Origin of the sequence: Falsiruegeria litorea R37 (assembly GCF_900172225.1) — a bacterium.
Taxonomy (GTDB): Bacteria; Pseudomonadota; Alphaproteobacteria; order Rhodobacterales; family Rhodobacteraceae; genus Falsiruegeria; species Falsiruegeria litorea.
This window is the reverse complement of the sequence record NZ_FWFO01000002.1, coordinates 188,909-205,256: the sequence shown is the minus strand read 5'-3', so window position 1 is coordinate 205,256 and position 16,348 is coordinate 188,909. Positions and strand designations below refer to the sequence as shown.

The following is a 16,348-nucleotide window of genomic DNA, read 5'->3' as shown; positions in this document are numbered from 1 at the left end:
GGGGTCAGGACCCCAGGGTGAAACGGCAATTTCAACCCTCACCTACTTGACGCCACCGACGCCCGTCGCGGTGCATCAGCATCAAGGCATCTTCGGGGCCTGAGCTGCCTGTATCGTAGGGCGTCGGCTGATCGGTTCGCTCATCCCAGGCCCGGATGATCGGGTCGGCCCAAGTCCAGGCAGCTTCGACCTCATCGCCGCGCATGAACAGGGTTTGATCGCCCCGGATCACATCCATCACCAAACGTTCATACGCATCCTGCGGACGGCTGTCAGCGCCAAGGGCTTCGGCAAAGGACATATCCAGTGAGACTTCTTTCAAACGCAGGCCCCCGGGGCCCGGATCCTTAATCGTGGTGCGCAATGTGATCCCTTCGTCCGGTTGCAGACGGATCACCAGGACATTGCCGCGCAAATGACCAACGTTTGGAAAGATCGTGTGCGGCGGGTCACGGAACACCACTGCAATCTCGGATTCTCGGGCACGCAAACGCTTGCCTGTTCGCAAGTAGAAGGGTGTCCCCGACCAGCGCCAATTGGCGACACGCACTTTCATGGCCACAAAGCTTTCGGTCCGACTGCTGGGGTCACCTGCGTGATCCAAATATCCATCACCGCCCTTTTCGGCCCGGTATTGGCCTCGCGCGATATCCTCATCCGGCACCGGATCAAGGGCTTCGATCACCTTGACCTTTTCATCTCGCACCGCATTTGGCGTGAACTTGGACGGGGGTTCCATCGCGGTCAGGCACAGCAGTTGCACCAGATGGTTCTGCACCATGTCCCGCATGGCGCCGGATTTGTCATAGTACGCCTCACGCCCTTCGATACCGAGGCTCTCGGCCACGGTGATCTGCACGTGGTCGATATGGGTCGAATTCCACAGCGGTTCAAAAAGAGAGTTGGCAAAGCGCAATGCCATCAGGTTCTGGACTGTCTCTTTGCCCAGATAGTGATCGATACGATAGATTTGATGTTCGTCAAAACAGGCGCGCAGTCCCGCATTCAATTCCTGCGCTGATTGCAAGTCACGGCCAAAGGGTTTTTCAACCACGATCCGGCTGTCGCCCGTTGCCAATCCACCCGCATGTAGCCGCTCGGCAATCTCGGCAAAAAGTGACGGGGCCACCGACAGATAAAAGGCGCGCACCCTGTCGGCGCGGAGTTTTCCTGCAAGTTCGTCCCACCCCTCGTCGCCGGTGGCATTCACCCGTACATAATCAATGCGCGACAGAAAGTCGGCCAGGACCTCTTCGGGTCCAACCTCATCGCCCGCTTGCTCCAAGATGGCCGCGCGCACGGTCCCGCGAAACTCCTCAACACTCATGTCCGAGCGGGCAGACCCGATGATCCGCGCCGTGTCCGGCATCTGCCCCACGACGAAACGATGAAAGAGCCCCGGCAAAATCTTGCGATGCGCCAAGTCCCCTGTCGCCCCGAACAGCACAAGGTCGAACGGTTCAACCGGGATGACACGCGAAACCATCGGCTTGCTCCTTTTGCCTGCCTTGTCGAGCAAGCAATGTTAGCGTTAACATATGTTGTGAGCCTTTTGCCGCTTTGTCTAACAAAAAGCAACCCACCTCACGACCCTAGCACCGTCCGGCAGTTTAGCGCAGAAAATGCGCAAGCTTCGGCACACGCGTGCGACAACAGCACAGGCAACACGTGTTTGCAGGATACATCCGAAGAATTATAAATGCTTTACTCTCAATGCCTTACACCAGTTTTCCGCATAAAAAGTTATCCACAACTGTTTCATTTCAATGCCTTACAACGCAAAGCGAAAAGCTTACGCTGGATCACACAATCTATTGATTTAACAGGTTTTTAGCCAAGACAGACTATCTGTTCAGGCTGCGAACTGAACGACATTCAAGGGGCCGTCGGCCGAGGCTGTGAACCCGAAGCATCGGTGTGACCGCATTATGGACAATCCTGGTGGCAAACAGATCGTAAATAAAACAAATTGTCGCCTTTTCGAAATTAAAATGGAAAAAATAAGAATTTCTTGCCCCAAAATGTCAGAAAAAAGCAAATTTTTGAACGCAACTCCATCCACATCCAACTCAAATTTCAGTGGATAAACCTAGGGAAAATGAACAGTTGGGCCGCGGACTGTTTCCCGAGTGAAACGCGGAGCGCGCGCTTTCAGCTTGACGCCAAAACATTGCCGCAAGTAACTGAAGTCAGAGGGTTTCACGGATCATGGCAAAACCACAGAGCTTGTGTTTAGCTCTGCTGTTTCAGCCATTCCATCACAGCAGGGCGGACGCTTTGCTCTCCGCGATGGCGGGCGTCGGTGATGATCTTGCGCAGATCATCCAGATTTGACCGCAAAAGCAAGCTTTTGACTGGGCCAATTGAAGCCGGGCGCATGGACAAAGTTCGGATTCCCATGGCGGCCAGGCACAGCGCCTCGATCGGGCGCCCTGCATCTTCGCCACAAAAGCTCAGCGGCGTGCCTGAGATTGCGCAGCGCTCCACGATCCGCTCGATCAAACTCAAAAAACTCACATTGAGCGTGTCATAACGACGACGCACGCGTTCGTTTTCGCGGTCCGCCGCAAAGAAGAATTGTTTCAGGTCGTTGCCCCCGATGGACAGGAATCCAACATCGTCAAAGAACTTTTGCGGTGCAAACGCCAGGGATGGTGTTTCCAGCATGGCGCCAATTTCAAGCGACTCGGGCAGTACGTGCCCCAGCCGCTTTTCGCGCGCGATGGTCTTGTCGACCTCAGCGCGGGCCATGTGGTATTCCTCGGCCTGCGCAACAAAAGGGAACATGATGGTCAGAGGACGCCCATTGGCAGCCCGGATCAGCGCCTGCAGCTGCATCCGCATCACGCCTGGTTTGTCCAATCCAACCCGGATCGCGCGCCACCCCAAAGCGGGGTTCGGCTCGTCCGTGGGCTTCATGTAGGGCAGTACCTTGTCCGATCCGATATCAAGCGTGCGGAACACCACACGCTTACCATGCGCAGCGTCCAGAACACGGCTATAAAGGGACACAAGCTCGGACCGCTTGGGCATCTGGTTGCGCACCAGAAACTGCAACTCGGTCCGGAACAGCCCCACCCCTTCGGCGCCGGAACTGTCGAGTGACGGCAGATCGGCCATCAACCCAGCGTTCATCACCAACGAGATTTCTTTGCCGTCCTGTGTCTCGGTCTTGCGATCCCGGATCGATGCATAGCGTTCTTGAGCGTCTGCCTGCATTGCGATCTTGTCGCGGAAGGCCGCCACGACTGTGTCGTCAGGACGCAGGTGGACGATACCCTGATCGCCATCAACCATGATGTGATCACCGTTCAGCGCCTCGGTCGTGATCCGGGCCGTATGCACAACCAGCGGGATCGCCAGCGCCCGAGCCACGATGGCCGCATGGCTACCCACAGAGCCCTCTTCGAGTACGATACCTTTGAGCGAGCGGCCGTATTCCAGCAGCTCCCCCGGCCCGATATTGCGGGCTACAAGGATCGGATCGGCGGGCAGCTCCACACCGGAGTCACGCCCTTGACCGGTCAGAATGCGCAGCAAGCGGTTGCTGAGGTCATCCAGATCCGCCAGTCGCTCGCGCAGATAGGCGTCGTTTACCTGCTCCATGCGCGCGCGCGCCTGGGACTGTTCCTTTTCCACCGCCGCCTCTGCGCTCAGGCCGCGGGCGATGTCCTCTTCCATGCGCCGCATCCAGCCTTTGGAATTGGCAAACATGCGATAGGCCTCAAGGACTTGCAGCTGCTCTTTGTCGCCGTTCTGGGACATCTCGAGCATCTTGTCGACGCCAACGCGCAGCTCTTCGACGGCCTCGGTCAGGCGCTCCAGCTCGCGATGTGGGTCGTCGGCGATGGGGTTGGTAACCACGACGCGCGGCTCATGCAGCCAGACATGACCCTCGGCCGCGCCCTCCTGCCCGGTGCCACCACGCAACAGAACCGATTGCTGGTGCAGCGGCGACAGGGCCGCGCCTTCGCCAACAAAGGCCCCCAATTCTGTCATCTCGGCCACGACCATCGCAACCACTTCGAGGGCATAAACCTCGTCCGCTGAATATTCACGTGCATCGCGGGACTGAACGACGAGAACGCCCAGCTTTTCACCCAAACGCTGCACCGGAATACCCAGGAAGGACGAAAACCGCTCCTCCCCCGTTTCCGGCATATAGCGGAAGCCCTTGGCCGACGGCGCGTCGGGGGTGTTTATGACCTTGGAGTATTTGGCAACGCGCCCCACCAGCCCCTCGCCCATACGCAAACGGGTCTGGTGGACGGATTCGGGCTGCAACCCTTCGGTCGCACATAGTTCCAGCGTTTCCGAATCGCGGAACAGGTAGATCGAGCAGACCTCGGTTCCCATGCTGTCCGCGATCAGATGGGTGATCTTGTCCAGACGCGCCTGGCCAGCGTCATCGCTGGCCAGGGCTTCGCGCAGCCGTCCAAGCAGCTTGCGGGATTCACTTTCTGTGCCGTCCGCCATCGGGCCTGTACCTTGTCTTACTCAGACCGGCCCAAAGCGTTTCGCTCAGGCCGCTTTTTCCAGTTCAAAGGCATCATGCAGCGCCTGAACAGCAAGTTCCATGTATTTCCGATCGATCAGCACGGAAATTTTAATCTCAGAGGTTGTAATGACTTTGATGTTGATCCCCTCATCCGAGAGGATCTTGAACATCTTGGCCGCAACACCCGACTGCGAGCGCATGCCGATGCCCACAACCGAGACCTTGCAGACGTCGGTGTCCGCAACCAGCTCCTGATAGTTCAGCTCGCCCTTGTCTTTGATCGCCAACAGGGCTTTTTCCGCACGCGCCACCTGATCGGTCGGGCATGAGAAGGTCATGTCTGTGCGCCCCTCGTCCGAGATGTTCTGAACGATCATGTCGACGTTCACACCCTCGTCGCTGAGCGCGGTAAAGATGGTGGATGCGATGCCGGGGCGGTCGGCCACCGAAACGGCGGTCATCTTGGCTTCGTCGCGGGAATAGGCCACACCGGCCACAACATTGGATTCCATGATATCCTCCTCATCGCAGACCAGGGTTCCGGCCTCGTCGGATTGTTCTTCAAAGCTGCTGAGAACACGCAGTTTTACCTTGTAGCGCATCGCCAGCTCGACCGAGCGGGTTTGCAGCACCTTGGCCCCCAGCGAGGCCAGTTCGAGCATTTCCTCGAACGAGATCTTGTCCAGCTTGCGCGCCTTTTCGCAGATGCGCGGGTCGGTGGTATAGACGCCGTCAACGTCGGTGTAGATGTCACAGCGCTCGGCCTCGAACGCCGCGGCAAAGGCCACCGCAGTCGTGTCCGAACCGCCCCGGCCCAGGGTGGTGATCCGACCCTCGGGACTGATGCCCTGGAATCCCGCGACCACGGCAACGCGCATACCCTCGCCGAATTTCTCGTTGATGTTCTTGGTCGGGATCTCTTCGATCCGGGCCTGACCGTGGGCCGATGTGGTCATCAGCGGCACTTGCCAGCCCTGCCAGCTGCGCGCGGGGACGTCCATTTCCTGCAGGGTCAGCGCCATCAAACCGGCAGTCACATTTTCACCCGAGGATACAACCGCGTCGTATTCGCGCGCATCATAGAGCGGCGAGGTTTCATTCACCCAGCCCACCAACTCGTTGGTCTTGCCCGACATGGCCGACACGATGACGATGACGTCATAGCCCTTGGCCACTTCGACACCGATGCGCTTGGCCACGCGGCGGATGCGATCTAGGTTGGCAACCGAGGTGCCACCGAATTTCATAACGAGTACGGGCATGGGGTCAGAAGTCTCCGCGCCTTGGATTATTGGTTCCACGCCTCATATGCGAGGGGGTCCTCAATCGCAAGTGGCGAGGTCCCAATGTTAGCGTCATCTGCGTCGCTTTAATGTCGCAACCGCTTTACAGCCCCGATTTGCGGTGCCAGTTTGAAACAAAATCACTGATCTCACAGGAAATTCCATGCGTTTGCTTCCCGCAGCCCTTGCTTTGACCATCACAGCCTCTGCCGCGTTTGCGCAGCAGGCTACCGTTTCCGGCACCGATGGGAACAACAACGCCTTAGGCACTGTGCCTTGCGCGGCCCCCGGCGCGGCCCTGCAGAACTGCCATGCCGAATTGCGCCGCAAAGAGGGCGGAGGCGTCACGTTGGCTGTTCAGATCCCCGGCGGCGATGTTCGGCGTATCTATTTCGAAGACGGCAAACCCACATCCTCCAGCTCTCCCACGCCGATCAGCCACGAGGTGCAGGGTGGGATCATGCGGATCTTCATCGAGCCGGGCGAGGTTTTTGAGGTTCCGGCAGACGCCGTGCAACCTCAATAGGCGTGATCGCGACCGTCCCAGGTTTTAAAGCAGCCGGTGGCGTCCATATCAAGCTCGGCAAATCGGGCGAGCAGACCATCGGCGGCTTCATCGACTGAAATGTCGCCAGCATCGCCCCCCATGTCCGTTCGCACCCAGCCGGGATGATAGATGCCGACCGCGATGCCCTTTGGCTTCAGGTCAGCGGACAAGTTGCGGCCCAGGTTCAAAACAGCAGCCTTGGAGGCGCGATAGATATAACTGCCCCCCGGAGCGTGAGTGTGAGACGCCATCTGCGACGAGATGATGGCAATGCGCGCGCCCTCGGCCATCTCCAGGTTCGGCATCATCGCCTGCACGGTCAAGAAGACGCCGGTAACATTGGCTGCAAAGGTTTGCGCCCACATCTCGGCCGGGTAGCCGTCCGGCTCCTGCCCCTTGTCCAGATAGACGCCTGCATTGCAGATCAGCAGGTCCACAGGTTTGCCCGACATCTGCTCGGCCATCGCGCGGTGCTGTCCGGGATCGGTGACATCCAACGTCACTGATTCAGAGCCGTCCCGTGCTGTTCCGGTCACCGTATGGCCTGCTGCTCGGTATCTGTTGCTGATTTCCTTGCCGATACCGCGATTGGCGCCCGTGATCAGGATATGCATGGGATCAGTTTGTCTTTCTGTTAGGCATGAAAGGAAGCGGTGTGACCGGCACACCATCATCAATCAGGGATTTGGCGTCTTCCAGGTTCGCCTCACCATAGATCGACCGTTCCGGCGCTTCTCCTTCGTGCATGGCACGCGCCTCGGACACGAAATCCTTGCCGACATAGTCCGAGTTCTCTTCGATCTGCTTGCGCGCCTCGGCCAGGGCTTTTTCCATGTCAGAGGTTGGTTCGCTGAGCTTTGGCGCCGGAGCGGCCTCGGGTGCGGGCGGCGTTGCCACGGCGGAACGAGCGGGCCGCACGCGCGGCGTCATGATCGCCTTTTCGACCTGCGCATCGCCACAGACCACACAGGACACCATGCCCGCAGCCGCCAGCTTGTCATAAGCTTCGGCGGACTGGAACCAGCTGTCAAAGCTGTGGTCTTTGCTGCATTTCAACGCATACTGAATCATTGTCGGCTCATCACTTAGGTTCGCGAATAGATATCCACACCGGCCCCAAGATCAAGCCCGGACGTAAAGCCCCAAGATCACAACAGGAAAGCCGCTAAACCCCGTCACATTCACTCTAGCTTATTTGATCCGACATTCTAGAGCGTAAACGCAAAACCAATTCGTCCTGCGGCAGGTCTGCATCCACGGCCAAGCGGCGCAGGCCAAATTGGACGTGGGCGATTTGCTGGTAATAGCGCGTGTAGGCAAAGTTCGTGCCAGCCCCAGCAACCGCGCCCAGAATTGGCACAGTTTGCGCCGCCAGTTTCTGTCCCAATGCCGTTGCCAGTTTGGGCGCGACAGTGGCGATCAGTTTCTGCATCGCCCCGCCGGTCAACGTCATGCGCGCCGACAGGAACCCCAGATCGGCACCATCGTCGAAATCCAACGGTCCAGCGGCAGAAAACACACGAACGCAATCGAACTGGACGCTTTCGGTTGCCGGGTCAAAGCCAGTCCCCGCCGCGACGCCCTGAATGGCGCGCAGCAGCATTGTGGTCGTCGCAGGCAATTCGACCAAAGCGCCGGGCAAGCCACCAAATCCGCCAGCCGCCCCCATGGCGGTGGTGACCGCAGCATTGACCCATTCGTTCTGATCCGGCACGGCCCGGCGCGAGCCTTGGGCGGCCTGCACAGACAGACGCAGCGCGCGTTCCGTGGCCCCGGTCAAACCATCGCGAACATTGGCAGGCAGTTGGTCCAGCAGACCTTCGGCCTTGCCCCCCAAGGCGTTGAGCATCTGCACACCCGCCCCCCCGGCCGAGCGGTAATGCTTGGCGATCCGATCCAGTTCCGTGTCCGTATCCAGCAGCGGGCGGGTTATGATGTCGTGCATGAGGCTCCCTTCAGCTCCCTTCAACATTGGAAGAGAAGTATGGAATTTCAAGCAGTCCAGCGGGACACATCGCCTGTGATATCGGTCCAGGCACCCTCTTGCAGCGCATAGCCCAACACGCGGTCTGGGTTCGTGGGCGGCGGCATGTTCACACCGTCAAGACGCTCAAATCCGAACCGGTTGTAATAGGGCGCATCGCCCACCAGCATGCATCGATGCCAACCGTGTTTCGCGGCGGCCTCCAACCCCTCTTGGATCAGGAAACCGCCCAACCCCTCACCTTGGTGGGTCGGGTGCACGGCCACAGGGCCAAGCAGCAGACTATCATGATCGCCCACATGTACCGGCCAAAAGCGGATGGCGCCGGCCAGAATGCCCAGCTCATCGCGCGCAACCAGAGAAAACTCTTTCACCGGCTCTACGTCGTCACGCAACCGGTAAGACGACAGCGCCTCGCGCCCCGGCGCAAAGCACAGGTCAAAAAGCGCCTCGACCTCCCACCAATCGTTGGCCGTTTCCGGTTTGACCTCGATCAACTGCGTCTTGCCCTTTACCCAACTCTTTCCACGGGTGGCAATCGCCCTACCACTTCGCTACCCCTAGGGCAAACACTTGGAGAGATTTGCATGTTCTACCGCCCCGAGGACGGCCACGGCCTGCCCCACAACCCGTTCAACGCCATCATCACCCCGCGCCCGATCGGGTGGATTTCCTCACGCGATGGCAATGGTGTGAACAACCTGGCGCCCTATTCGTTTTTCAACGGCGTGGCCTATTTCCCGCCGCAGGTCATGTTCGCCTCGACCGGGGCGAAAGAGGATCAGGACAACACCAAGGACAGCATGGCCAATATCGAAGAGACGGGTGAGTTCTGCGTCAACGTGGTCGAATTTGCCGCCCGCGACGCGATGAACGCCAGCTCTGCCACCCTGGACAAAGGGGTGGACGAGTTTGCCCATGCGGGCCTGACGGCGGTCGAATGCGAGACCATCAATTGCGCCCGCGTCGAAGGGGCACCAGCAGCGCTGGAATGCAAGTTGACCAAGATCGTGACCTTGCCGGGGGAATCGAACCGCGTGGCGTTCGGCGAAGTTACCGGTATTCATTTGCGCGATGATTGCCTGCGCGATGGGATCTTTGACGTGACAACCTATCGGCCACTGGCCCGATTGGGGTACCGCGATTATTCCGTAGTGCGCGAGCTGTTCTCGCTGCAACGACCCGACGATTGATGCCCATGCCCGACGCCACACGACGGTATCCAGTGACGCTGCCCGATGGCAGCGAACACAAGGGAACCGTGTTCCTGAACCGCGTGATTGATCATCCGCGGTTTCAGGTGGGCGACTACACCTACGCGTCGGATTTCGACCCGCCCCAGGATTGGGCCAGCCACCTTGCGCCCTATCTGTTTGCAACCTCGACCGAGGCACTTCGCATCGGCAAGTTCTGTCAGATTGCCCATGGGGTGCGCTTCATCACCAGCTCGGCCAACCACGCGATGGACAGCCTGACCTGTTTCCCATTCCCGGTGTTCGACCCGGCGCAGATGGGCAGCTATCAGCCCGACACGCGTGACACGATGATTGGCCATGACGTCTGGATCGGCTACGGCGCCCTGATCCTGCCGGGCGCCCAGATCGGAACCGGGGCCATCATCGGCGCAGGTGCAGTGGTGCGTGGAAACGTGCCGGACTACGGCGTTGTGACCGGCAATCCGGGCACGGTCGTCAAATCCCGGTTCGATGCAAACACGATCGCGGCGCTGCTGGATACGGGATGGTGGGACTGGCCCGCAGAGCAGATCGCGCAAGCCGAATCTGCCTTGCTGAGTGGAGATGTCGACGCACTCAAGCGGATTTGAAACAAGTCGGGCGACCGCTTGGCCGCCCGCTTGTGATTTGGATCAGTGCCCGCCCAAGACACCAGTGCGGACCGAGTAATCAACGGCCAGCGCGTAATCGGGGTCGTCGTCACTGTCGACCATCAGGTGACCGGCTTTGGTCAGCAGTTGGTGACAGTCGCGGGTCAGATGGCGCAGCATGATCTTTTTGCCCGCTTCTTCGTATTTCAGAGCCACCGCCTCAATCGCTTGCAGCGCCGATTGGTCCACGACGCGACTGTTGGCGAAGTCCACGATCACGGTGTCGGGGTCTTCGCTTACAGTGAACAGTTCACCAAATCCATCGGCCGACCCAAAGAACAGCGGGCCGTTGATTTCGTAAACCTTGGCGCCCTCTTCGGTGTGCGACTCGCGGGTCTCAGCGTGAATGCGTTTGGCATTGTTCCAGGCATAGGCCAGAGCTGAGACAATGACACCAACCACAACGGCGACGGCGAGGTCTTCCATCACGGTCACAACCGTCACCAGCACGATGACAAAGGCGTCCATCAGGGGCACCTTGCGCATGATCTTGAACGAGTTCCAGGCAAAGGTCCCGATCACCACCATGAACATCACACCGACCAACGCGGCCAGCGGGATCTGTTCAATCAGGGGTGAGCCGACGAGGATGAAGAGCAACAGGAACAAGGCCGCAGCGATCCCTGCAACACGGGTCCGTCCGCCGGATTTCACGTTGATCATCGACTGACCGATCATCGCACAGCCGCCCATGCCGCCGAAGAACCCAGTGACAACGTTGGCCGCACCTTGGGCGATACACTCCTGGCTGGCACCACCGCGTTTGCCGGTCATTTCACCCACCAGGTTCAGCGTCAACAGCGATTCAATCAGGCCAATGGCGGCCAGGATCACGGCATAGGGCAGGATGATTTCAAAAGTTTCCCAATTCAGCGGAACCATCGGGATGTGGAAGCTCGGCAAACCGCCCTTGATCGAGGCCAGATCGCCCACGCGCGGAACATCCAGACCCATCGCGATGACAAGACCGGCGACCACGGCAATGCCTGCCAGAGGCGCCGGGATCACACGGGTGATGCGCGGCATGACCCAGATGATTGCCATGGTCAGCGCCACCAGCCCCAGCATCATGTAGAGCGGTGTGCCGGACAGCCATTCGCCACCCGACATGCCGTGGCCGGTGTTTTCCATCGTGCCGGGCACTTTGAACTGGCCCATCTGGGCCAGAAAAATCACGATCGCCAGACCGTTCACAAAGCCCAGCATCACCGGATGCGGCACCAGGCGGATGAACTTGCCCCACTGCATCACGCCCGCAATGACTTGCAATATCCCCATCAAAACAACGGTCGCAAACAGGTACTCAACGCCGTGCTGCGCCACCAACGCCACCATGACCACGGCCAAAGCCCCAGTCGCGCCCGAGATCATGCCGGGGCGACCACCGATCAGCGCGGTGATCAGACCAACCAAAAAGGCCGCGTAAAGGCCGACCAACGGGTGAACGCCAGCAACAAAGGCAAAAGCCACCGCCTCGGGCACCAAGGCCAGGGCAACGGTCAGGCCGGACAGCAGTTCAATCCGGATGCGGCCAATGCTGAAGCCTTCGTCGGGCATCCAACGCAGATCGGGATAGTCTAGACGGCTGGCGAATGAGGCCAAAAGGGCTCGGGGCATGGCGGGATCCTACGGGGTTTGTTCGCGACTATGGCGCGTTTTCGCCGAAAACCGCTGGAAAACCCTGCGAGCCCGGCAAGAGACGTCGCGCAGCCCTTAACATACCTGAGGTGAAAAACCACCCCTCTCGCCAACGTGACTTGCGAGAATGCCACACCACCGTCATCCCTGAGGCATGAGATGGCTTTGGATGATACTTGTGCTGCTCCCTTGGGCAGCGTGGGCTCAGGACCTGCAGGGCAATGACACTCCGGGCAACTGGCGCGTGACGCATCACGAAATCCACGACATCTGGAATTCCATGTGTGACGAGCGCGAGGAACAGGGCACACTGGTGCAGCGATGCTATCTGCGCAGGGTCGATGTCTTTTCCCCGCGCCCCAAGTTTGCGGCACAGTTCCTGTTCATCACGCCTGAGGTGGAGGGTTACAAGGTCGACTTCGGGATGGAGCCGGGAACGTTGTTTTCACCCGACGGGTTCCGGATCGAGACGATGCAGGGCGACATCTGGCGCACCCGGTTTCCCGGCTGCCTGACGGGGTTGAGCTGCACCTTCACCGGCGATGACGCCGATGTGCTCATTTCCAGCATGCAGGATGGTGAGGCGTTCCGTTTCACCTTTCGCGACCGTCATGGACAACCACAGGATCTGAGTTGGTCCTTGTCCGGTTTCGGTCAGGCTTGGCGGGATTTTCAGCAGCAATCCGAGGCGCGCGGCCTTTTGTCCGTTGAAGAATAGCCCACCCTTGCCAAACATGGCCTCAGCCCTCACAACTTGCGAAACACTCAATCCAACAGGGGGATAGAACCCGTGAGCAAAACAAAAATCGCCGTCATCGGCGGCTCGGGCATTTATGATATCGACGGGTTGCAGGACGCTGAATGGGTCAGCGTCGACACGCCCTGGGGCTCCCCCTCGGATCAGATTCTTACCGGATCCCTGGACGGGGTCGACATGGCATTCCTGCCGCGCCACGGGCGGGGCCACGTGCATTCACCCACCGACGTTCCCTATCGCGCCAACATCGACGCGCTCAAGCGGTTGGGCGTGACGGATGTGATCAGCGTTAGCGCCTGCGGGTCGTTCCGCGAAGCAATGGCACCGGGAGATTTTGTGATCGTCGATCAGTTCATCGACCGCACCTTTGCGCGCGACAAAAGCTTTTTTGGCACCGGATGCGTGGCGCATGTCAGTGTCGCCCACCCCACCTGCCCGCGCCTGAGCGATGCTTGCGAAACCGCAGCCAAGGCTGCTGACATCAACGTGCATCGCGGTGGCACCTATCTGGCGATGGAAGGCCCGCAGTTTTCGACATTGGCGGAATCCAAGATGTACCGCGAACACTGGGGCGCGGATGTCATCGGCATGACCAACATGCCCGAAGCCAAACTCGCCCGCGAAGCCGAGCTTTGCTACGCCTCTGTCGCCATGGTCACCGACTATGACAGCTGGCACCCCGATCATGGCGAGGTGGACGTGACCGCCATCATCGCCACCCTGACAGGCAACGCCGAAAAGGGCCGCAATCTGGTCAAAGGGTTGCCCGCCCTTTTGGGGGCAGATCGCGATCCTTGCCCCCATGGCTGCGACCGGGCGCTGGAATATGCGATCCTGACCGCCCCTGAGAAACGCGATCCTGCGCTGCTGGCCAAGCTTGACGCGGTTGCCGGTCGCATTCTGTAAGCCAAAAACAGCGCTCCCGCCGATCATGAAAACCGGCGGGAGGCCTCGGGTCCCGGGAGGATGACCCGATTTCACGCGTCTTCAGGTTACGCGTCTTCCCCACTTGGCTGATTGGCGCCAAAGACCTGCACGATGTTCCAGTTCTTTTTCTGCTTGGTCAGCCAGCCCACATCCAAGAGCGTTTCAAGCGAGACACCTTCACCGCAATGTGCGGCGCAGTCGGCTGTTACGATCGGTCTTGGGTTGAATTTCACATATCGTTCGAGCCCTGACACATCACGATCCAGATAAACCGTTTCAACGATGAAGACGAAATAGCCATCCTCTGTGGCTTTTTCGAACACGTTGTCCTGGCAGGATTCGCGCATGTTTTCGCGCGCGGCGGTCTGGCGAAAGATCTTGTTGAGCGAGATGGAATAAATGTGCTCGTCGAAATGGAACCAATCCCACAGGCTTTGTTGTGAGACTGTCTCGCTCCGCCCTATGGCCCAGTTCACGCTTTCCCCAAGATAGTTGAAAACGGTCAGGTTCACCGCGTTGGGATGGGATACGAACTGCTCGCCATAAAGGCTGCAGATCGCATTGTCGGCGAAAGTACCCGACGGACCGTGATAGGCGAACGCATCGCCCGGTTTGGGTTCATTTACATGGGCCGCATCAACCAATTTGAAATGGTACCTGAGATCCAATTGGTCTGCATCCAGAACGCTTTTTCGCGAGACCGCGAAAATGACGATCAGACCAACCGCAGCAATCAACAACAGATTACGTGACATGGCGCGCCTCACTTTGGACAACACAAGTTACCGCCGCAGTCATAGTATCCTTCGGGGCATGCATGTGAGGCTGTGGGCAGAACGACGAAAAGGCCCAAAAGGGCCGCTGCAAATAGTTTCATAGCAATAACTCCAACAAATCAATGCGGCCACCTTAGCACAAAATCGCGAAAACTCCGAATCCGCTGGCGCGGCCGGACGTCCACCGGGCGGCGCAGGCCCCTCAAGGTCGGCATGAGGCAAGAACGCCACGCGTGGAACACCACCGACCTTGCATGGGTTGAAACCCAGACGCCCCCATACAATGTCGAAACGGATTGGAAACTCACGACATTGGTGAGTTGGATGATTTTTGCGACAATCGTTCGAGGTAGTCATGACCAAAATTGAAACCAAAGGCGTGCCCCGTCTGCACGGTTTGGACGCGGCTCGTTTTCTGGCCTTCTGCGGCATGGTTCTGGTGAACTTTCGCATCGCGGCCGCGGTCGCGCCCGGAACCGACTGGGCCAGCGTGATGATCGACAGCCTCGAAGGACGCGCAGCCGCGCTGTTTGTCGTTCTTGCCGGGATCGGTGTCACACTGGGCAAGCCGACGCCAGGGCTCATGATCAGACGAGCAGCGTTTCTGTTTGTCATAGGCGTTGTGAACATGACGATCTTCGACGCCGACATTCTGCATTTCTATGCCCTCTATTTTCTGGTCGCGGTCCCTTTTTTGAGCAGCGGCAGTCGCACCCTGTGGATTGGAGCAATCGGTGTGGTCGCCGCGTCCGTGCTCGTTCATGGCGTCATCGAATACGATACAGGCTGGGATTGGGATGCTTTGATCTACACGGACCTGTGGACCGTGCCGGGTTTCCTGCGCAACGCCATTTTCAATGGCTGGCACCCTGTACTGCCCTGGGCTGCGTTCCTGTTGATCGGAATGGCACTTGGGCGCAGTGACCTTGGGGCCCGCTGCACGCAACATCGGTTGATCCTGTGGGGGCTTGCCGCCGCGCTCTTTGCGCTTGTCCCGCAATTTCTGACCCAAGACCCGGATCTGCAAGCTTTGCTGGGAACCGAGTCCATTCCGCCAGGCCCGTTCTACATCATGGCTGGTACCGGCACGGCCTGTGCGATCATCGGTTTAACGCTCAAGCTTATGCCCGCCTTGGACCGGTTGCGCGTGTCGCCTGTTCTAACCGCTCCAGGCAAACAGACGCTGACACTCTACGTGGCGCACATCCTGATCGGAATGGGCACGCTGGAGGAGCTCGGATTGCTGGACGGCTCGCTGACGGCGCCGCAAATCACATGGATTGGGCTGGGATTTGCGGCCACCACATCGATTTTTGCGCTTTTGTGGTTCCGCCTCTTCCGTCGAGGTCCGCTGGAAGCCATCATGCGCAAAGTCACCGGATGATTCCGACCATCTGCCAAGAGAGCCCTCATGCCCCTTGATCTTTGGCTGGCCTTTGCTGCTGCCTCGACCGCGCTGCTGCTGATCCCTGGCCCCACCGTTCTGCTGGTGCTCAGCTACGCCCTGTCCAAAGGACGACCCGTCGCTGTGGCCTCGGCCACGGGGGTGGCGTTGGGGGATCTGATCGCAATGACAGCCTCGCTCGCGGGTCTGGGTGCCCTGGTGTTGGCCTCGGCCACGCTCTTTACCGTGCTCAAATGGGTCGGGGCGGCCTATCTGCTGTGGCTGGGGTTCAAACTACTCCGATCGGCCCCCTCGCAAGGAATGGGCACCGTCGCAAACGGCAAGGATGTCACCCCGCGCAGCGTGTTTATGCATGCTGCTGCTGTAACGTCGCTGAACCCCAAATCCATTGCGTTTTTTTATCGCCTTTGTTCCGCAGTTCCTTCGCCCGGCCGAGCCATTGCTGCCGCAATTCACAATTCTGATCGCAACGTTTGTTGGGCTCGCAGGTTTCAACGCGTTGGCCTATGCGTTGCTGGCCGACAAGCTGCGCCAGTGGATCGACCGCCCGTCGGTGATCACTGGTCTGACCCGCATGGGAGGCGTCACGCTGATGGGAATGGGGCTGGCCACGGCCTTCCTGCGCCGACCGGCCTAGGGTCCTGACCT

General features: G+C 59.2%; 15 protein-coding genes and 1 pseudogene. 7 read left to right on the top strand and 9 right to left on the bottom strand.

All coding sequences use genetic code 11. From position 1 onward, the window contains the following. Positions 1-31: 31 nt before the first annotated feature. The 3 genes from zwf to TRL7639_RS14560 all read right to left on the bottom strand — a co-directional run bounded on the left by zwf (position 32) and on the right by TRL7639_RS14560 (position 5,760). Positions 32-1,486, bottom strand: a complete 1,455-nt coding sequence (gene zwf / locus TRL7639_RS14570) for a glucose-6-phosphate dehydrogenase (RefSeq protein ID WP_085796597.1) — start codon at positions 1,484-1,486, stop codon at positions 32-34. Positions 1,487-2,232: 746 nt separating this feature from the next. Next, positions 2,233-4,476, bottom strand: a complete 2,244-nt coding sequence (gene ptsP / locus TRL7639_RS14565) for a phosphoenolpyruvate--protein phosphotransferase (RefSeq protein ID WP_085796596.1) — start codon at positions 4,474-4,476, stop codon at positions 2,233-2,235. 45 nt (positions 4,477-4,521) lie between these two features. Continuing rightward, a complete protein-coding gene (locus tag TRL7639_RS14560) occupies positions 4,522-5,760 on the bottom strand; it encodes an aspartate kinase (protein ID WP_085796595.1) in 1,239 nt (412 codons plus the stop codon). A 184-nt stretch (positions 5,761-5,944) separates the two neighbouring features. Between TRL7639_RS14560 and TRL7639_RS14555 the strand changes: the two genes are divergently transcribed. Next, a complete protein-coding gene (locus tag TRL7639_RS14555) occupies positions 5,945-6,307 on the top strand; it encodes a hypothetical protein (protein ID WP_085796594.1) in 363 nt (120 codons plus the stop codon). On the opposite strand, the gene TRL7639_RS14550 is transcribed toward TRL7639_RS14555, so the two are convergent. From TRL7639_RS14550 to TRL7639_RS14535, 4 genes are all read right to left on the bottom strand, one after another. Further along, on the bottom strand, positions 6,301-6,942 hold the full coding sequence (locus TRL7639_RS14550) for an SDR family NAD(P)-dependent oxidoreductase (protein ID WP_085796593.1): 642 nt from the start codon (positions 6,940-6,942) through the stop codon (positions 6,301-6,303). The two genes, TRL7639_RS14555 and TRL7639_RS14550, sit on opposite strands and share 7 nt — an antisense overlap. A 4-nt stretch (positions 6,943-6,946) precedes the next feature. After that, entirely contained in the window at positions 6,947-7,399 is a 453-nt protein-coding gene (locus tag TRL7639_RS14545) for a DUF1178 family protein (protein ID WP_085796592.1), read from the bottom strand. A gap of 115 nt (positions 7,400-7,514) precedes the next feature. Continuing rightward, positions 7,515-8,273, bottom strand: a complete 759-nt coding sequence (locus TRL7639_RS14540; RefSeq protein WP_085796591.1) for an EcsC family protein — start codon at positions 8,271-8,273, stop codon at positions 7,515-7,517. Between the two features lie 47 nt (positions 8,274-8,320). Further along, positions 8,321-8,809 carry a GNAT family N-acetyltransferase gene (locus TRL7639_RS14535; RefSeq protein ID WP_085796590.1) on the bottom strand — a complete coding sequence of 163 codons (489 nt, stop codon included), beginning with the start codon at positions 8,807-8,809 and terminating at the stop codon, positions 8,321-8,323. A 90-nt stretch (positions 8,810-8,899) separates the two neighbouring features. On the opposite strand from TRL7639_RS14535, the gene TRL7639_RS14530 reads away from it, so the two are divergent. Together TRL7639_RS14530 and TRL7639_RS14525 are read left to right on the top strand one after the other, a co-directional pair. Beyond that, positions 8,900-9,505, top strand: a complete 606-nt coding sequence (locus TRL7639_RS14530; RefSeq protein ID WP_085796589.1) for a flavin reductase family protein — start codon at positions 8,900-8,902, stop codon at positions 9,503-9,505. Further along, complete coding sequence (locus TRL7639_RS14525) at positions 9,505-10,137, top strand: CatB-related O-acetyltransferase (RefSeq protein WP_085796588.1); 633 nt, start codon at positions 9,505-9,507, stop codon at positions 10,135-10,137. Before TRL7639_RS14530 ends, TRL7639_RS14525 begins: the two co-directional genes overlap by 1 nt. Positions 10,138-10,179: 42 nt before the next feature. Here TRL7639_RS14525 and TRL7639_RS14520 read toward each other — a convergent pair whose 3' ends face one another. Beyond that, positions 10,180-11,814, bottom strand: coding sequence for a SulP family inorganic anion transporter (locus TRL7639_RS14520; protein ID WP_085796587.1), 1,635 nt, complete (start codon positions 11,812-11,814; stop codon positions 10,180-10,182). A 175-nt stretch (positions 11,815-11,989) separates the two neighbouring features. Here TRL7639_RS14520 and TRL7639_RS14515 point away from each other — a divergent pair, with 175 nt between their 5' ends. Further along, positions 11,990-12,553 (top strand): invasion associated locus B family protein, encoded by a 564-nt coding sequence (locus tag TRL7639_RS14515; RefSeq protein ID WP_085796586.1) that lies wholly within the window; start codon positions 11,990-11,992, stop codon positions 12,551-12,553. A gap of 72 nt (positions 12,554-12,625) precedes the next feature. Beyond that, positions 12,626-13,498 (top strand): S-methyl-5'-thioadenosine phosphorylase, encoded by an 873-nt coding sequence (locus TRL7639_RS14510; protein ID WP_085796585.1) that lies wholly within the window; start codon positions 12,626-12,628, stop codon positions 13,496-13,498. An 86-nt stretch (positions 13,499-13,584) separates the two neighbouring features. Here TRL7639_RS14510 and TRL7639_RS14505 read toward each other — a convergent pair whose 3' ends face one another. Further along, positions 13,585-14,274 carry a hypothetical protein gene (locus TRL7639_RS14505; RefSeq protein WP_085796584.1) on the bottom strand — a complete coding sequence of 230 codons (690 nt, stop codon included), beginning with the start codon at positions 14,272-14,274 and terminating at the stop codon, positions 13,585-13,587. Between the two features lie 376 nt (positions 14,275-14,650). On the opposite strand from TRL7639_RS14505, the gene TRL7639_RS14500 reads away from it, so the two are divergent. Together TRL7639_RS14500 and TRL7639_RS14495 are read left to right on the top strand one after the other, a co-directional pair. Further along, on the top strand, positions 14,651-15,679 hold the full coding sequence (locus TRL7639_RS14500; RefSeq protein ID WP_165759821.1) for a DUF418 domain-containing protein: 1,029 nt from the start codon (positions 14,651-14,653) through the stop codon (positions 15,677-15,679). 27 nt (positions 15,680-15,706) lie between these two features. After that, positions 15,707-16,337: pseudogene (locus TRL7639_RS14495) on the top strand (LysE family translocator). The last annotated feature ends 11 nt before the right edge of the window (positions 16,338-16,348 follow it).

Coding starts and splice junctions, on each gene's coding strand:
- TRL7639_RS14525 (WP_085796588.1), top strand. CDS start 9,505: ATGCCCATGCCCGACGCCACACGACGGTATCCAGTGACGCTGCCCGAT.
- TRL7639_RS14555 (WP_085796594.1), top strand. CDS start 5,945: ATGCGTTTGCTTCCCGCAGCCCTTGCTTTGACCATCACAGCCTCTGCC.
- TRL7639_RS14500 (WP_165759821.1), top strand. CDS start 14,651: ATGACCAAAATTGAAACCAAAGGCGTGCCCCGTCTGCACGGTTTGGAC.
- TRL7639_RS14540 (WP_085796591.1), bottom strand. CDS start 8,273: ATGCACGACATCATAACCCGCCCGCTGCTGGATACGGACACGGAACTG.
- TRL7639_RS14520 (WP_085796587.1), bottom strand. CDS start 11,814: ATGCCCCGAGCCCTTTTGGCCTCATTCGCCAGCCGTCTAGACTATCCC.
- TRL7639_RS14550 (WP_085796593.1), bottom strand. CDS start 6,942: ATGCATATCCTGATCACGGGCGCCAATCGCGGTATCGGCAAGGAAATC.
- TRL7639_RS14515 (WP_085796586.1), top strand. CDS start 11,990: ATGAGATGGCTTTGGATGATACTTGTGCTGCTCCCTTGGGCAGCGTGG.
- TRL7639_RS14530 (WP_085796589.1), top strand. CDS start 8,900: ATGTTCTACCGCCCCGAGGACGGCCACGGCCTGCCCCACAACCCGTTC.
- TRL7639_RS14545 (WP_085796592.1), bottom strand. CDS start 7,399: ATGATTCAGTATGCGTTGAAATGCAGCAAAGACCACAGCTTTGACAGC.
- TRL7639_RS14560 (WP_085796595.1), bottom strand. CDS start 5,760: ATGCCCGTACTCGTTATGAAATTCGGTGGCACCTCGGTTGCCAACCTA.
- zwf (WP_085796597.1), bottom strand. CDS start 1,486: ATGGTTTCGCGTGTCATCCCGGTTGAACCGTTCGACCTTGTGCTGTTC.
- ptsP (WP_085796596.1), bottom strand. CDS start 4,476: ATGGCGGACGGCACAGAAAGTGAATCCCGCAAGCTGCTTGGACGGCTG.
- TRL7639_RS14505 (WP_085796584.1), bottom strand. CDS start 14,274: ATGTCACGTAATCTGTTGTTGATTGCTGCGGTTGGTCTGATCGTCATT.